15 protein-coding genes are annotated in these 14,198 nt (G+C 66.9%); 10 read left to right on the top strand and 5 right to left on the bottom strand.

Annotated elements, in window-relative coordinates; all coding sequences use genetic code 11:
- Positions 1-4 precede the first annotated feature (4 nt).
- Positions 5-448 carry a hypothetical protein gene (locus tag AC5Y5E_RS18740; protein WP_499904184.1) on the top strand — a complete coding sequence of 148 codons (444 nt, stop codon included), beginning with the start codon at positions 5-7 and terminating at the stop codon, positions 446-448.
- Here AC5Y5E_RS18740 and AC5Y5E_RS18735 read toward each other — a convergent pair.
- Positions 437-3,349 carry an MMPL/RND family transporter gene (locus AC5Y5E_RS18735; protein ID WP_499904183.1) on the bottom strand — a complete coding sequence of 971 codons (2,913 nt, stop codon included), beginning with the start codon at positions 3,347-3,349 and terminating at the stop codon, positions 437-439. The two genes, AC5Y5E_RS18740 and AC5Y5E_RS18735, sit on opposite strands and share 12 nt — an antisense overlap.
- A complete protein-coding gene (locus AC5Y5E_RS18730; protein WP_499904182.1) occupies positions 3,346-3,771 on the bottom strand; it encodes an MmpS family transport accessory protein in 426 nt (141 codons plus the stop codon). The genes AC5Y5E_RS18735 and AC5Y5E_RS18730 overlap by 4 nt, the downstream gene beginning before the upstream one ends.
- A 163-nt stretch (positions 3,772-3,934) precedes the next feature.
- Here AC5Y5E_RS18730 and AC5Y5E_RS18725 point away from each other — a divergent pair, with 163 nt between their 5' ends.
- Positions 3,935-4,579, top strand: a complete 645-nt coding sequence (locus tag AC5Y5E_RS18725) for a TetR/AcrR family transcriptional regulator (RefSeq protein ID WP_499904279.1) — start codon at positions 3,935-3,937, stop codon at positions 4,577-4,579.
- Between the two features lie 79 nt (positions 4,580-4,658).
- Here AC5Y5E_RS18725 and AC5Y5E_RS18720 read toward each other — a convergent pair whose 3' ends face one another.
- On the bottom strand, positions 4,659-5,399 hold the full coding sequence (locus AC5Y5E_RS18720; RefSeq protein ID WP_499904181.1) for a 3'(2'),5'-bisphosphate nucleotidase CysQ: 741 nt from the start codon (positions 5,397-5,399) through the stop codon (positions 4,659-4,661).
- A gap of 132 nt (positions 5,400-5,531) precedes the next feature.
- Between AC5Y5E_RS18720 and AC5Y5E_RS18715 the strand changes: the two genes are divergently transcribed.
- Positions 5,532-6,116 carry a hypothetical protein gene (locus AC5Y5E_RS18715; protein ID WP_499904278.1) on the top strand — a complete coding sequence of 195 codons (585 nt, stop codon included), beginning with the start codon at positions 5,532-5,534 and terminating at the stop codon, positions 6,114-6,116.
- A 4-nt stretch (positions 6,117-6,120) separates the two neighbouring features.
- On the opposite strand, the gene AC5Y5E_RS18710 is transcribed toward AC5Y5E_RS18715, so the two are convergent.
- The gene (locus tag AC5Y5E_RS18710) at positions 6,121-7,296 is read right to left on the bottom strand and encodes a thiolase family protein (RefSeq protein WP_499904180.1); all 1,176 of its coding nucleotides are present in this window, start codon (positions 7,294-7,296) and stop codon (positions 6,121-6,123) included.
- 156 nt (positions 7,297-7,452) lie between these two features.
- Between AC5Y5E_RS18710 and AC5Y5E_RS18705 the strand changes: the two genes are divergently transcribed.
- From AC5Y5E_RS18705 to AC5Y5E_RS18680, 6 genes are all read left to right on the top strand, one after another.
- Positions 7,453-7,965, top strand: a complete 513-nt coding sequence (locus AC5Y5E_RS18705; protein WP_499904179.1) for a winged helix-turn-helix transcriptional regulator — start codon at positions 7,453-7,455, stop codon at positions 7,963-7,965.
- A gap of 44 nt (positions 7,966-8,009) precedes the next feature.
- A complete protein-coding gene (locus tag AC5Y5E_RS18700; RefSeq protein WP_499904178.1) occupies positions 8,010-8,882 on the top strand; it encodes an alpha/beta fold hydrolase in 873 nt (290 codons plus the stop codon).
- 3 nt (positions 8,883-8,885) lie between these two features.
- A complete protein-coding gene (locus AC5Y5E_RS18695; RefSeq protein ID WP_499904177.1) occupies positions 8,886-9,674 on the top strand; it encodes an HD domain-containing protein in 789 nt (262 codons plus the stop codon).
- A gap of 104 nt (positions 9,675-9,778) precedes the next feature.
- Complete coding sequence (locus AC5Y5E_RS18690) at positions 9,779-10,837, top strand: cupin domain-containing protein (RefSeq protein WP_499904176.1); 1,059 nt, start codon at positions 9,779-9,781, stop codon at positions 10,835-10,837.
- Between the two features lie 34 nt (positions 10,838-10,871).
- Positions 10,872-11,264: a DoxX family protein gene (locus AC5Y5E_RS18685; RefSeq protein ID WP_499904175.1), complete on the top strand. Its 393-nt coding sequence runs from the start codon at positions 10,872-10,874 to the stop codon at positions 11,262-11,264.
- Positions 11,265-11,266: 2 nt separating this feature from the next.
- The gene (locus tag AC5Y5E_RS18680) at positions 11,267-12,145 is read left to right on the top strand and encodes a DMT family transporter (protein WP_499904174.1); all 879 of its coding nucleotides are present in this window, start codon (positions 11,267-11,269) and stop codon (positions 12,143-12,145) included.
- Here AC5Y5E_RS18680 and AC5Y5E_RS18675 read toward each other — a convergent pair.
- Positions 12,116-12,484 (bottom strand): bleomycin resistance protein, encoded by a 369-nt coding sequence (locus tag AC5Y5E_RS18675; protein ID WP_499904173.1) that lies wholly within the window; start codon positions 12,482-12,484, stop codon positions 12,116-12,118. The genes AC5Y5E_RS18680 and AC5Y5E_RS18675 overlap by 30 nt on opposite strands.
- Positions 12,485-12,811: 327 nt before the next feature.
- On the opposite strand from AC5Y5E_RS18675, the gene AC5Y5E_RS18670 reads away from it, so the two are divergent.
- Positions 12,812-14,140 (top strand): magnesium transporter MgtE N-terminal domain-containing protein, encoded by a 1,329-nt coding sequence (locus tag AC5Y5E_RS18670; protein ID WP_499904172.1) that lies wholly within the window; start codon positions 12,812-12,814, stop codon positions 14,138-14,140.
- Positions 14,141-14,198 lie beyond the last annotated feature (58 nt).

Here is a 14,198-nt window from a genome sequence, read left to right as displayed (position 1 = left end):
GCGAATGGACATGGTAACGATGGGCCTGATGGGCACGGTCGTGGGTGCGTCGGCCATGGGCATCGCGGGCGTCGCGAGGTCCGCCGCCGATAACTTGCTGCCCGGGATGGTTGCGAGCAACAACAACAAGCATCAGATGAAGATGCACATCCACACGCAGCGCTGCGACGCGATCCACCGCTGGCGCAGCGGCTTGGCGAACGCGCGGGACGCCTACCAGCAGTGGGCTTGCGGCCCGCAAAATGGCCACCCGCCCAACGTCGTCGGCGACGAATGGTTCGAGAGCCTGCGGCCCTACCTATCGACCACCGGTGAGGCGGCGGAATTCCGCACCGCGCACGAAGTCCATTGCGACAACCCGACTCTCATGCTGCTATCGCTCGAGATCGGGCGTGTCGAAAAGGAGTGGACCCATGAGGCGAGGGGCCGCCGCCGATTACGACGCTGACTGACCGTTCGCCCCTGCCATCGCCAGGGACCGGCGCGGTTGCGGCCACGGCTGCGGAACCGGCCGCTGGCGGACGTGTCGCGGCCACCAGAACCAGCGTCCCAGCAGGGTCGCGACCGACGGTGTCATCAACGAGCGCACCACCAGCGTGTCGAACAGCAGGCCCAAACCGATCGTCGTTCCTACCTGACCGATCACGATCAGCTTGCTCACGGCCATCGACATCATGGTGAAGGCGAAAACCAAGCCGGCCGAGGTGACCACGGAACCGGTGCCGGCCATCGCGCGGATGATCCCGGTGTTCAGCCCGGCGTGGATCTCCTCTTTTATTCGCGATACCAGCAACAAGTTGTAGTCCGACCCGACCGCCAACAAAACGATGACCGACATCGGCAGCACCATCCAGTGCAGCGGGATCCCGACGACGTGTTGCCAGAGCAGCACCGAGAGCCCAAAGGAGGTGGCCAGGCTGAGGACGACCGTCCCGACGATGGTCGCCGCGGCGACGACGGCGCGGGTGAGCACCACCATGATGATGAAAATCAGGATGAGTGCGGCGGCCGCGGCGATCAGCAAGTCGTAGTCGGCGCCCTGCTGCATGTCCTTGTACAGGGCCGCGCTGCCACCGAGGTAGACCGTCGACCCCTCAAGCGGCGTTCCCTTAATCGCGTCTGCCGCTGCGGTTTTCAGCGGCTCGACGCGTGACGTGCCCTCCTCCGTCAACGGGTCGCCCTGGTGGAAAATGGTGAACCGGACCGCGTGACCGTCCGGCGACAGGAACAGCTTAATGCCGCGCTTGAAATCCGCGTTGTCGAAGGCTTCCGGCGGCAGGTAGAACGAGTCGTCGTTCTTGGCGGCGTCGAACGCCTCGCCCATGGCCGTGGCATTGTCCTGCATGGCCATCGTCTGATCCTGCTGCGCCTTCTGGGCCTGATACTGGTTCAGCATCATTTGCTTTTGGTCTTTCATCGACTGAATCATCGGCGGCATCAGGGCGACCATCTGCGGCATCACGGCGTCGAGGCGTTCCATGTCCGGCACCAGCTCGGTGATGTCGTCAGTCATCACGTCGATGCCGTCAAGCGCGTCGAACAGCGACCGCAACGACCAGCAGATGGGAATGTCGTAACAGTGCTTCTCCCAGTAGAAGTAGCTTCGGATGGGGCGCCAGAAATCGTCGAAATCGGCCATGTGATCGCGCAAGTCCTGCACGTCCACGCTCGTCTTCTTCATCTTGGCGACCATGCTGTGCGTGATCTCGGACATCTGCTGGGTGAGGCCTTGCATCTTTTCCATCGAGTCGATGGTGACCTGCATGTCGTCGGCCTGTTTGAGCGTGTTCTTCAGCGTGGCCTGTGTGTAGTCGTTATTCATGATCTGGCCGGTGCTGTTCATGCTGATCGTGTACGGGATCGAGGTGTGCTGGATCGGCCGCCCCTCGGGCCGTGTGATCGTCTGCACCTGGGCGATGCCGTGCACGCGGACAAGGGCTTTGGCAATCTTGTCGATCACCAGGAAATCGGCCGGGTTCCGCAGATCGTGATCGCTTTCGATCATCAGCAGGTCCGGATTCATCTTGGCCTTGGAGAAATGCCGGTCAGCCGCCGCGTATCCGGTGTTCGCCGGCACGTCACCGGGCAGGTAGATGCGGTCGTTGTAGGTGGTGCGATAGCCGGGCAGGGTAAGCAGGCCGACCAGCGCCAGCAGGATCGCGCACACCAGGATCGCACCCGGCCACCGAACCGTGGCGGCGCCGATCCGGCGCCATCCCCGGGGTTGTTTCATGCGCTTGGGCTCGAGCACCCGGCCGAACCTGCTGGCCACCGAAATCAGCGCGGGACCCAGCGTCAGGGCCATGGCAACCACGATCGTCATGCCGACCGCCAGCGGAATGCCCATCGTCTGGAAGTACGGCAGCCGGGTGAAGTGCAGGCAGAAGGCCGCTCCGGCGATGGTCAGGCCCGAGCCCAACACGACGTGCGCGGTCCCGTGAAACATGGTGTAGTAGGCCGAGTCCCGGTCCTGCCCCGACCTACGCGCCTCCTGATAGCGCCCGATGAGGAAGATGGCATAGTCGGTGGCAGCGGCGATGGCGAGAGTGACGACGAGGTTGGTCGCGAACGTCGTGAGCCCAAAAACCTTGTAGTAGCCGAGGAATGCCACCAGTCCCCGGGCGCCGGACAATTCCAGCACCACCATCGCGAGCACGATGAACACCGTGACGAACGATCGGTAGACCAGCAACAACATGACAGCGATGACGGCGAAGGTGAGCATCTCTATGGTTTCCATGCTCTTGTCGCCCACCGCGTTTTGATCCGTGCTCGTCGCCGCGGGCCCGGTCACGTACGCTTTGACCCCCGCGGGGGCCGGCACGCTGGTGGCGATGTGGCGAACGGCATCCACCGATTCGTTGGCCAGTGCCTCGCCCTGGTCGCCGGCGATGTACACCTGGACGTAGGCGGCCTTGCCGTCGTTGCTCTGGGCGGCCGCCGCCGTCAGCGAATCACCCCAGAAATCCTGCACGTGCTGGACGTGCTTGGTGTCGGCCCGCAGCAGCTGGACGACGCGGTCATAGAAGTGGTGGGCGTCCGGACCCAATGGCTTGTCGCCTTCGAGCACGATCATCACCGAGCTGCTCGTGTCGAACTCGTGAAACACCTTGCCCACGCGCTTGGTCGCGATCATCGACGGCGCATCGTTGGGACTCATCGACACCGCGCGCATCTTCCCCACCGCTTCCAGTTGCGGCACAACGGTATTGAGCAGCGCGATGACGGCGATCCACGCGAGGATGATCGGCACGGCGAACGACCGGATCGTCCGCGGCATCCACGGGCGGGCCGCGTGGCGGGCGACCGGAATCGTGTCGGTCGGGGCGTCGCTCACTAGCGTGCTCATGCCGACTTCACCAAGCAGAAGGTCTCGGCATTCACGCCGGTCGCGGTCCTCTCGTCCTTGACCAGGTCATCGACGGTGATCCGGCAGGTGACGGAGTGCCCGTCGACTTGGGCGAGGATGTTGGGCGTGGCCGCGGGTGCGGTCGTGCGCAGCGTCAAAGACCATGGCAGAGCGGCGTTCATGGCGCGCTGAGGCTTGGAGTCCAGGTCCAGATAATTGATGACGGCCGTCGGGGCGGACCCGAACACCTCGTACGTCACGACCTTGGGGTTGAAGCGTTCGGCGCTATCGGAACTCTTCGGCGTCACCAGGAGGGCATTCGAGCCGAAGATTCCGTGCAATTGGTCCACGGTGACCGCGCCGACGGCGACGGCGGCCGCGACCAGTAGGGGCAGCCAGGCGCGCCTGAGAAGCCTGGTCATCGCGTCAATCAAGGTGCGAGCCTTTCGGTGATCCCAGGCAAGCCGGGGGGTCGGCGACCGGCGACGGTCTAGGTAGACAACCTAACTAGATAAGTGGATAGAGTCAATCCACTTATCTGAAAGTGTTGCGCTCGTTACACTCATCGACGTGAGCGCTTGCAAGATGACGGATCGCCCGCTTCGAAAAGACGCTGAGCGCAATCGTCAGCGGGTGATCGAGGCCGCCCGCGAACTGTTTGCCTCCCGGGGGCTGGAGGCCACCCTCAACGAGGTGGCTCACCATGCGGGCGTGGGAGTCGGAACCGTGTACCGGCGGTTTCCCACCAAACAGGAATTGCTCGAAGCGATTTTTGAAGACGGCATCGACGAGCTCACCGTCCTGGCGGAAAGGGCGCTGCGACACCCCGATTCATGGCAGGGCTTCGTGTGGTATGTCGAGCAAATGTGCGAACTCACCGCGACCGACCGAGGAATGCGAGAGGTCGCCTTCAGCAAGGCCTATTGCGGCAGTCGGGTGGATGCCGCCCGAGTTCGGCTCGTACCAAGGCTTTCCGAACTGCTCGAGCGAGCCAAGAAGGACGGTCATCTGCGTTCCGAGATGTCCCCCGGCGACATGCCGATCTTCGGACTGTTGGCGGGAACGGTCAGCGAGTACGCCGGTCACGTCGACACCGAACTTTGGCGACGCTATGTGGCCATCCTCCTCGAGGGCATGCGCTATCGCACCGATCAACCGCCGCTGACCGTCGCCGCGCTCGAGGACGAACAGCTCGAGGCGGCGATGCAACCCGTGGCCCCCGCGCGATAGCGCTGAGCGGCCGTGACGCGGCCAACCGGCCCAGGCCGAGCGTCGACTTGTTGTCGGGATTTCGGCCCGGCGGCCGCAACTACTCGACGTTCGGCGGTATTGCGGCCAGCACCGTAGCGGCGAGTTCGGGGCGGCAGACTACCAGGTCGGGCAGCTTGGGGTCCGGCTGGTTGTAGGCCAGGGGCGAGCCATCGATGCGGGAGGTGTGCAGGCCGGCGGCGCGGGCCACCGCTACCGGGGCGGCCGAGTCCCATTCGAACTGGCCGCCGGCGTGCACGTACACGTCCGACAGACCCTGGACGATCGACGCCACTTTGGCTCCGGCAGAACCCATTTCGACGAGGACGCCGTCCAGCGCGTCGCGGACGGCCAGGGCGAGGGCGGGCGGCCGCGTGCGCGAGACCACGATGCGGGGCTGATCCGGTGCGGCCGGGGGCGCGGTGACGTACGGCGTCGCCAACGTGACCCCCTGCGCTGGCAGCGCCACCGCGCCGGCGGCGAGCTCACCGTCCTGCCAGAGCGCCACGTGCACGGCCCAGTCGTCGCGCCCGAGCTCGGAGAATTCCCGCGTCCCGTCGAGCGGATCGACGATCCAGACCCGCTGCGAGCGCAACCGCACCGGGTCGTCGGCGCCCTCCTCGGACAGCACCGCGTCGTCGGGCCGCTCGGCGGCGAGCGCCTCCATCAGGAAGTCGTGGGACCGCTTGTCCCCCGCGGCTTTTCGCTCGCCGGCGTCGGCCTCGGCGAATTCCTCGCGGACGCCGAGCAGCAGCCGTCCCGCATCCGCGGCCAACCGCGCGGCCAGGGCATGATCATCCATCGGCAATCCTCAATAAGTTGGTAGCGTTGACCAAATTTACCCCGCGACGATTCTTGCGGCAGCGCCACCCAGAGGGGCCGGTTCTGCCATAACCTGGTAAACGTGAGCGGCAACGTCTCGTCATCGAGCCGGCTGCGGTTTCCGGGGGGACGCCTGGGGGTCTTGGGTGTCATCCTCGCTGTGCTGCTGATCGGCATACTCGCGATTGTCGGCGTGAAGCTGATCCAGGGTCACCAGAGCACCCCGGGCCAGGCCACCACCCAGCCGTCGCAATCGACCAGCTTCGCCATTCCCGGCTGTTACAACCCGTCGGTCCCCCCGGTCGAGCGTCCGAAGAAGCTCAGCGTCTTGGGATGCGCCAGCGTAGCCGTTGCGCTGCAAGACATGTCGTGGACGTCGTGGGGCCCCCAGGGCGCCGACGGGACCGGGACCGCGGTCTTCAAGATCTGCGATCCCAATTGCGCCGCGGGTTATCAGCTGACCGACCCGGTCGTCGTGCACGCGTGGAACGCCCAGCCGCCGCGGCCCGAGGCGATCTGCCAAACGGGGCTCAAGATCTTTGCCGACCTGGTCCTGGCCTTCCCCAAGGCGGTCCCGCCGCCCACCGCTCAGAAGACCAACACCCAGTACAACGGAATGCCGGCAGTGCACTACGTCAACTACTCGGGAGCCAACGCGCGCGACGCCCAGTTCATCGGCTATACGTTCTGCAATTAGGCGGTCAGACCTCGATGACGACCGCGCCGCCCTGGCCGCCGCCCGCACACATCGCCGCGACACCGATGCCGCCGCCGCGCCGCGCCAGCTCGTAGGCCAGCGTGGTCACCATGCGAGCGCCCGAGGCCGCGATGGGGTGGCCGAGGCTGCACCCGCTGCCGGAGAAGTTCACCTTCTCCTCGTCGATGCCGTACTCGCGGCACGCCGCGATCGGCACGGACGCGAACGCCTCGTTGATCTCCCACAGTGCGACGTCGTCGACCGACAACCCGGCGCGCTGCAGCACTTTGCCGATCACCTTGACCGCGCCCAGACCGCAGTCCCGCGGCGGGACGCCCACGGCGCCCCAGGCCCGGACGGTGCCCATCACGTTCAGCTTCTCGGCGAGCGCGTAGTCACGGTCGACCAACGCGACCGCCGCGGCGGCGTCGTTGGTGCCGCTGCTATTGCCCGCCGTGATCGAAAATCCCTCGATCTCGGGATGCAGCACCTTGAGGGCCGCGAGCTTCTCGATCGTGGTGTCGCGGCGGGGATGCTCGTCCACCGAGAAGTCGGTCACCGAGCCGTCGAGCTGGGTGATCTTCAGCGGGACGATCTCGTCGAGAAACTTCCCCGTGTCCATAGCGGCGATGGCGCGCTCATGTGACCGGGCCGCCCAGGCGTCCATCTCCTCGCGGGTGATGCCCACCGCCTGCGCGGTGTTCCACCCGACGGTGATCGACATGTCCTTGGTGGGCGCGTCGGGCGCCTCGACGTGCGTCGGGGGCAGCCAGCGCTCCTCGAACTTCAGCTCGGGGCCGGGAATCCGCTGGTTCATCAGCGGCGTCATGGACAGCGACTGCACGCCGCCGGCGATCAGCACGCGCTCCATCCCGGAGCCGATCTGGGCCGCGGCGTTGCCGATCGCGGTGAGGCTGCCCGCGCAGTGCCGGTTCACCGCCTGGCCGGGGATGTCCTCCATGCCGGTCGCGGCGGCCGCATAACGCGCCAAATCGCCACCGCCGTAGTGCGATTCGGCGAAGATGATGTCGTCGATCGCCGACGGGTCGATCCCCGACCTGCGCACCACCTCGGGAAGCACCGTGGTGATCAGGGTCTCGGGCGGCGTGTTGACGAGCGCGCCCTTGAACGAGCGGCCGATCGCCGTCCTGGTGGCTCCGACGATCACGGGTGTGGCCATGTTTTCAACCTCGGACTGTTTGGCTGCGGTCGGCAGCGACGGATGGGTGGAATCGTATCCAATACCGTATGAGCAATAGTAACGGGCTAAGTTCCAGACGCGGCCGGGTGTGACCGCGCTAACACTCGAGCGGCCCCCGGCGCCTAAACTTGCACCATGCCACTTGGGCGCGACTACACCGGTCAGGACTGCGCGCTCGCCCGCGCGCTGACGATTCTCGGTGAGCGCTGGACGCTGCTGATCGTCCGCGATGCCTTCCACGGCTTGACCCGCTACGACGAGTTCCTGCGCAGCCTCGGGCTTGCGACGAATGTATTGAGCGCCCGGCTGCAGAAGTTGGTTGAGCACGGCGTCATGGAGCGGATCGGGTCGCGCGGTTCGTACCACCTGACCGAAAAGGGCCGCGACTTGTTCCCGGTGGTACTGACGCTGATGGCCTGGGCCGACCGCCACGAACCGGGTCCCGCGGGCCCCGAGGTTCTGATCCTGCACAAGGGCTGCGATCACGAGGCTGGCGGCGCGCTGCGATGCGAACACTGCGACCAGCCGATCGAGCTACGTGACCTGCGGGTGGTGCCGGCGCCCGGCGCGGTTGGACCGGACGGCGAGCCGACCGCCCTGACGCCGCCGCAGCTCGCCGCGTGGGAAGGCCGTCCCCCGCGACATTGAGCCGCGCCATTGCCCGTGTACTTGCACCATGCAAGTATGGTCGCATGTCGATCAGCCCGGATCTCGGCCAGCAGCGCCGCGTCGCCATCCCGCACGGCGCGATCGGCTACCGCGAGCGCGGCGATGGCCCGCCGATCGTGTTCGTGCACGGAGTCGGCGTCAACGGCGATCTGTGGCGACACGTCGCGCCCCGCCTGGCGGCAGACCATCGATGCATCACCCCGGACCTGCCGTGGGGCTCGCACTCGATCCCGCTGGACGCCGACGCCGATCTGTCGCTGCCGGGCATGGCGCGGATCGTCGCGGACTTCCTCGATGCCCTGGACCTCGACGACGTCACGATCGTCGCCAACGACACGGGAGGCGCCGTCGCCCAGGCGTTGGTCGGACGACACCCCGACCGGATCGCTCGCCTGGTGCTCACCTCGTGCGACGCGTTCGAGAAGTTTCCGCCGACGCCGCAGAAGTACTTGGAGGTGATGGCGCGCTCGCGGCTGCTCACCTGGATCGTCGCCTACACCGCGCAATTCAAGGCGATCCAGCGCCTGCCGACCGCCTACGGGTTTGTGACGTCACGGCCGATGCCGCCGGACATCATGCGCTCGTTCACCGACCCGGTGCGTCTCAACCCGGGGGTCAGGCGCGACTTCCGGCGCATGCTGCGGGCGGTCGACACGAAATACACGTTCGCGGCCGCGGACCGGCTCACCGACTTCGACAAGCCGGCGCTCGTGCTCTGGGCCGACGACGACAAGATCTTCCCCCGCGACCATGGCCGGCGACTGGCAAAACTGTTGCCGCAAGGGCGATTCGAACTGATCACCGGGAGCCGCACCTTCATCCCCGAAGAACAGCCCGATCAGCTTGTCACCGCGATCGAGGGCTTCCTTGCCGCGCACCCGACGAGCGCGGAGTGAGCGATGCGCCGCAGTGCCGCACCACCGGTCGGCTCGCTGGAATGGGAAAGGCTGGGCGGCCCGCCGCTGTCGGTGCCCCAGCGCGTGGCCTTGCTCGCGGGCACCGGCGCGGTGCTGCTCGGTGACGCCGCTCCCCGACTGCGCTGGGCCGTCCGTCATATCGCCCCGCCGCGCGCCCCGCGAAAGATCGACCTGACCCGATGGGCGCCGCCGCGCACGGAAGCGGTTCGCGCGGCCGAGGAGCGCCTGCGCGCCGTGGCCAGCCCGCACATCGTCGACCACAGTTACCGCACCTACTACTTCACGGCCATCCGCTACGAGTTGAGCGGCCACCCCGACCCACTCGACCGCGAAGCGCTTTGTGTTGCAGCGCTACTCCACGACACCGGGCTCTTCGACCCCGACCGGCGCGGGTGCTTCACCGTTGCCGGGGCCAGACTGGCTCGCGAAATCACGGCGGCCGCCGGCTGGGCGAGCTCACGCCGGGACAGCGTGGCCCTGGCGATCACGACGAACCTCAACCCGTTCGTCCCCGCCCGTCGGTACGGGCCGGTGGCCCACTGGCTTAGGGCGGGTGGGCTGGTCGACGTCCTGGCCCAGCAGTGGGCGCTGCACCCCGACAACCTCGACGAGATCCTCAGCCTTTACCCGCGCGACGGATTCGCCGAGGACACCGCCCGACTCGTCAAACAAGAGGCCCGCCGCAACCCCGGCTGCCGATTCGCGTGCTTCGGCCCGATCTTTCCCACCGCGGTTCGCTTGGGCAAGTTTCGACTCGATAAGCAACGCTGATCGGCACATCGAAACTCTGCGTTGGACGGGCATAGGCCCGAGGCGGCAGGCTTAGCGTAGTGACCCGTCCAAGCCCTCGACCCGGAATCCCCTTGGAGGATGAAATGCTCACGCAGACAAGCGAACACGTCGCATCGTTAACGGAAGGTGAAATCGTCGAGGAATCCGATCTCGGCTCGATTCGCCGGCTCACCGCCGACACCTTCCCGATCCTGACCGGCCTGTCGATCAAGCGGCTGCTGATCAGCCCGGGCGCCATGCGGACCCCGCACTGGCACGCCAACGCCAACGAGCTGACCTACTGCGTCGCCGGTACCGCGCTCGTGTCGGTGCTCGACACCGGCAGCCAATTCTCGTCCTTTGTGGTGCGAGCCGGCGACATGTTCCACGTCGACTCCGGTTCACTGCATCACATCGAAAACATCGGCAGCGACACAGCCGAATTCATCATCACCTTCCGCAGCGAACGGCCCGAGGACTTCGGGCTGGGCGCGGCTTTCGGGGCCATGACCGACGCCGTGCTGGGCAACACCTACGACCTCCCGGCCTCGGATTTCGCCGCCATCCGCCGCAGCACCAGCGACCGCGCGTTGGCGGCCCGCGACGGCGATCCGGACGTGCCGGCCACCGCCTACTTCGATGACCCACACAAGTTTTCGGTGGAGGCGATGACGCCGCCCGTCAGCATCGCCGTCGGCTCGGCCCGGACCGCCCGGCTGCAGTATTGGCCCGCCCTGAAGGACCTGTCGATGTATTCGCTGCGCATCCGCGAGGACGGCATGCGCGAACCGCACTGGCATCCCATCACCGCGGAAATGGGCTACGTCAACCGTGGCGCGGCGCGCATGACCGTGATGGATCCGGACGGCACCCTCGACACCTGGTACCTGCGGCAGGGCGATGTGTATTTCATCCCCCGCGCCTACCCCCACCACATCGAGGTCTTCGACGCGCCCGAGATGCACTTCTGCATCTTCTTCGACCAACCCACCCCCGGCGACATCGGGTATCGCGCGTCGGCAAGCGCCTACTCGCGCAAGGTGCTGGCGGCGACGTTCGACACACACATCGACGACCTGCCCGACTTCCCGTTCACGAAGGCGGATCCGCTCATCGTCAACCGGCGGAACCCGCTCGATGCCCACGCTGTGGGAGAGCAGTGAACCACGCCGGCGCCGCGCACGACACAATGGGTCGATGACGACCACCCCCCTCGCTGAACGTGACACCACCCGAACGACCGCCTATCGAGTCGCGGCGATGCTGATGGGCATCGGCACCGTCCACTTCCTGGCGCCCAAACCATTCGACGACATCGTCCCCGCCGAACTGCCCGGCGACGCGCGGTTCTATACCTATGCATCGGGCGTCGCCGAGATCGCCGTCGGTGCGCTGCTGGTGCCCCGGCGCACCCGGCGACGGGCCGCACTGGCAGCGGTCGCGCTGTTCGTCAGCGTGTTCCCGGCCAACGTCAACATGTGCCGGTTGTGGTGGGACAAGCCATGGCCGATGCGCATCGCCGCGCTTGCCCGGCTGCCACTGCAGATCCCGATGATCACCACCGCGCTGAAGATCAGGCGCGACAGCTGATCGTGGGTAGGACGGGCATCGCGGCGCTGCTCGCGATCGGCGCCGCATTCATGATCGGCATCGGCGATGTCCTCGAACAGCGATCCGCGCAACAGGTCACCGACAAGCCGGTCGGCACCTTGGCGCTGTTTCGCCGGCTGCTGCGCGACCGCCGATGGTGGACGGGCAGCCTGGTCGCCGCCGCCGGGTTCGGGTTGCAGGCCGCGGCGCTCGGCCTGGGGTCGGTGGTGCTGGTGCAGGCGCTGTCCGTGACTTCCCTGCTGTTCGCGCTGCTCATCAGCGCGGCCGCCAACCACCGCAAAATCACTCGGTGGCAAGGGATCTGGGCCGTGCTGCTTGCCGCCGCCGTCACGGTCGTGGTCACGGTCGGCAACCCGCAGGCCGGAATCCCCCGCGGGTCGGTTCGGACGTGGATCGTCGTGGGCCTGGTCATCGGCCCGTGCCTGTTCCTGTGTGTGATCGGCGCCCAGATGTTCTCGGGCTGGGTCAGCGCGCTGCTGTTAGGGCTGATGTCGGGTTCGCTGTGGGGCGTCTTCACGGTCTTGACGAAGGGCGTCGTCGACCAGCTCGGCCACGGCGTGCCCGCGGTGCTGCGCGCGCCCGAGTTGTACGTCTGGGCGGTGCTGGGCCTCGCGGCGACGGCGTGGGAGCAGTCGGCGTTTCGGGCCGGCTCGCTCACCGCGTCGCTACCCGCGGTGACCGTCGCCGAACCCATCGTCGGATCGGTGCTGGGCGTCACCGTGCTGGGTGAGACGTTGAGCACCAACCACATCGGCATGGTCGCGCTCGGCGTCTCGGTCGCGGTGATGATCGCCGCGGCGGTGGCCCTGGCGCGCAGCCAGGCCACCGAGTCAGAGGTTCCGCGAACCGATCCGGTGTAGGGTGCCGTCGGGATCGATGTAGGCGAATTCCCTTAGACCGTAGTCGGTGTCCTGCGGTTCGATCAGGCGGCCGGCCAGATTTTCCAGCGCCGCCCACTCGGCGTAGAGGGCGTCGGCGTCGCTGACGTAGAGATACACACTGGAGGCGGTGCTCAGCGGGTCGTGCTCGTCCCACTCGGTGAGGTGGATGGAGACAGACCCGCGGTCGACGAACCCGTAGCGCGCCGGGCCCTCGTAGGCGCGCGCGTCGAAGCCGAGGTTGCGATAGCGGTCGAGCGCGACGTCCAGGTCTTTGACCGGCACGATCGGGGACACGGAGTCGAACGCGATTTCGGGCACACCCCAGTGTGCCAGGGAAACGCTGTCGTATGCTGACGCCCCGCCCGACGCCAGCAATTCGCCCTACCCGCAGGGATACAAATTCCCGGCCGGATTCCTCTATAGCCCACTGGTACAACCGATTTAGATAACCGGCCGGTCGGGCCTGATCCCGATGGCCACCCGCCGTTTACCTGTTGGCTGTAGCTATCCCCGCGGGTGGCGGCGTACGCTCTGGCGGCCGAACCGGTCAAGCCACGATACTTGCGCCATCACCGAACCTGGTTGTAAGACGCACCCGCAGATGGCATCCTGCGGGCGACTGTCGCTCAGCGTTGAGGAGGACAAGTGAGCACATCAGAGAAGGCGAAGCCCCGCGGTGGGCTGCCGGTGATCCATCTGTCCGAGCTGCTGCGCGCGCCGATCGTGGCCCGCGCCGGTGAGGCCGTCGGCCGCGTCGAGGACGTGATCGTGCGCCTGCGGGGCGCGGACGACTATCCGGCGGTGACAGGGATCGTGGCCGGGGTCGGCGGGCGTCGGGTGTTCATCGGCACCAAATCCATCGAAGAGTTCGCCCCGAAACGAATCATTTTGACCAAGAACAAAGTTGACCTCCGCGGCTTCGAGCGCCGCGACGGCGAGGTGCTGCTGCGCGCCGACGTGCTGGGCCACCGGCTGATCGACGTGGCCGCGGCGGATTTGGTGCGCGCGTACGACGTCGAGCTCGAGGACACCGGCGCCGGGTGGGTGGTTGCGCGGCTGGACACCCGCCGGCCGCCGACGTTGTTCGGGCTGATCAGGCACTCCGGCGGGCACGCGGCCCGCGACTGGAAGGCGTTCGAACCGCTGATCGGCCACGGTGGCTCCGACGCCGTGCGGCGTATGTCGGACCGGTTCGGCGAGTTCAAAGCCGCCGAGATCGCCGATCTGCTCGAGGAGGCCGACAAGGCCGAAGGCGGCGAAATCCTCGACCGGGTGCACAGTGACCCGGAACTGGAAGCCGACGTGTTCGAGGAGTTGGACCCGGACAAGGCGAGCCGGCTGCTGGACGGCATGCCCGACGACGAGGTCGCCGCCCTGTTGGGCCGGATGCGCGCCGACGATGCCGCCGACGCGATCGCCGACCTGCGCCAGTCACGACGACGACGCGTGCTGGAGCTCATGCCAGGCCCGCAGCGCACCAAGGTGATCACGCTGATGGGGTTCAACCCCGAAAGCGCCGGCGGGCTGATGAACGTCGACTTCGTTTCCTGCGCGGCCACCGCGACTGCGGGCTTCGCGCTGGCGCTGATCGCCGCCGCCTCCAACGTCCAGCCGGAGGCGTTGATCAAGTTGCACGTCCTAGACGAGGGCGGGCGGCTGGCCGGTGTGGTGTCGGTGATTACCCTGCTGCAGGCCGATGCCACCGAAGGCGTTGGGGCACTGATGGATTCCGATCCGGTCTGCGTCACCGCCGACGCCGATCTGACCGACATCGCGCTGTTGATGGCCGACTTCAACCTCTACTCCATCCCCGTCGTCGACGACGAGGACCGCGTGCTCGGGGTGGTCACCGTCGACGACGTCCTGGAAGCAACCATCCCCGAGGACTGGCGCCGCCGCGAGCCCGCTCCGCGTCCGTTCCGCGAGATCACCCAACCGACCGACAGCCACGCGCCGGGAGCCGAGACACCGTGACGTCCAGCGCCGACGAGACCACCCCCACGGCCGCGGCGGGCAACGCCGAACCGGCCGC

This window comes from Mycobacterium sp. NGS54 (assembly GCF_059812465.1).
This window is presented reverse-complemented; position numbering and strand designations above follow the sequence as displayed.

What these genes read in the sequence shown, in the direction of transcription:
- AC5Y5E_RS18740 (WP_499904184.1), top strand. Translation starts at nt 5, where the DNA reads ATGGACATGGTAACGATGGGCCTGATGGGCACGGTCGTGGGTGCGTCG.
- AC5Y5E_RS18735 (WP_499904183.1), bottom strand. Translation starts at nt 3,349, where the DNA reads ATGAGCACGCTAGTGAGCGACGCCCCGACCGACACGATTCCGGTCGCC.
- AC5Y5E_RS18730 (WP_499904182.1), bottom strand. Translation starts at nt 3,771, where the DNA reads ATGACCAGGCTTCTCAGGCGCGCCTGGCTGCCCCTACTGGTCGCGGCC.
- AC5Y5E_RS18725 (WP_499904279.1), top strand. Translation starts at nt 3,935, where the DNA reads ATGACGGATCGCCCGCTTCGAAAAGACGCTGAGCGCAATCGTCAGCGG.
- AC5Y5E_RS18720 (WP_499904181.1), bottom strand. Translation starts at nt 5,399, where the DNA reads ATGGATGATCATGCCCTGGCCGCGCGGTTGGCCGCGGATGCGGGACGG.
- AC5Y5E_RS18710 (WP_499904180.1), bottom strand. Translation starts at nt 7,296, where the DNA reads ATGGCCACACCCGTGATCGTCGGAGCCACCAGGACGGCGATCGGCCGC.
- AC5Y5E_RS18705 (WP_499904179.1), top strand. Translation starts at nt 7,453, where the DNA reads ATGCCACTTGGGCGCGACTACACCGGTCAGGACTGCGCGCTCGCCCGC.
- AC5Y5E_RS18700 (WP_499904178.1), top strand. Translation starts at nt 8,010, where the DNA reads ATGTCGATCAGCCCGGATCTCGGCCAGCAGCGCCGCGTCGCCATCCCG.
- AC5Y5E_RS18695 (WP_499904177.1), top strand. Translation starts at nt 8,886, where the DNA reads ATGCGCCGCAGTGCCGCACCACCGGTCGGCTCGCTGGAATGGGAAAGG.
- AC5Y5E_RS18690 (WP_499904176.1), top strand. Translation starts at nt 9,779, where the DNA reads ATGCTCACGCAGACAAGCGAACACGTCGCATCGTTAACGGAAGGTGAA.
- AC5Y5E_RS18685 (WP_499904175.1), top strand. Translation starts at nt 10,872, where the DNA reads ATGACGACCACCCCCCTCGCTGAACGTGACACCACCCGAACGACCGCC.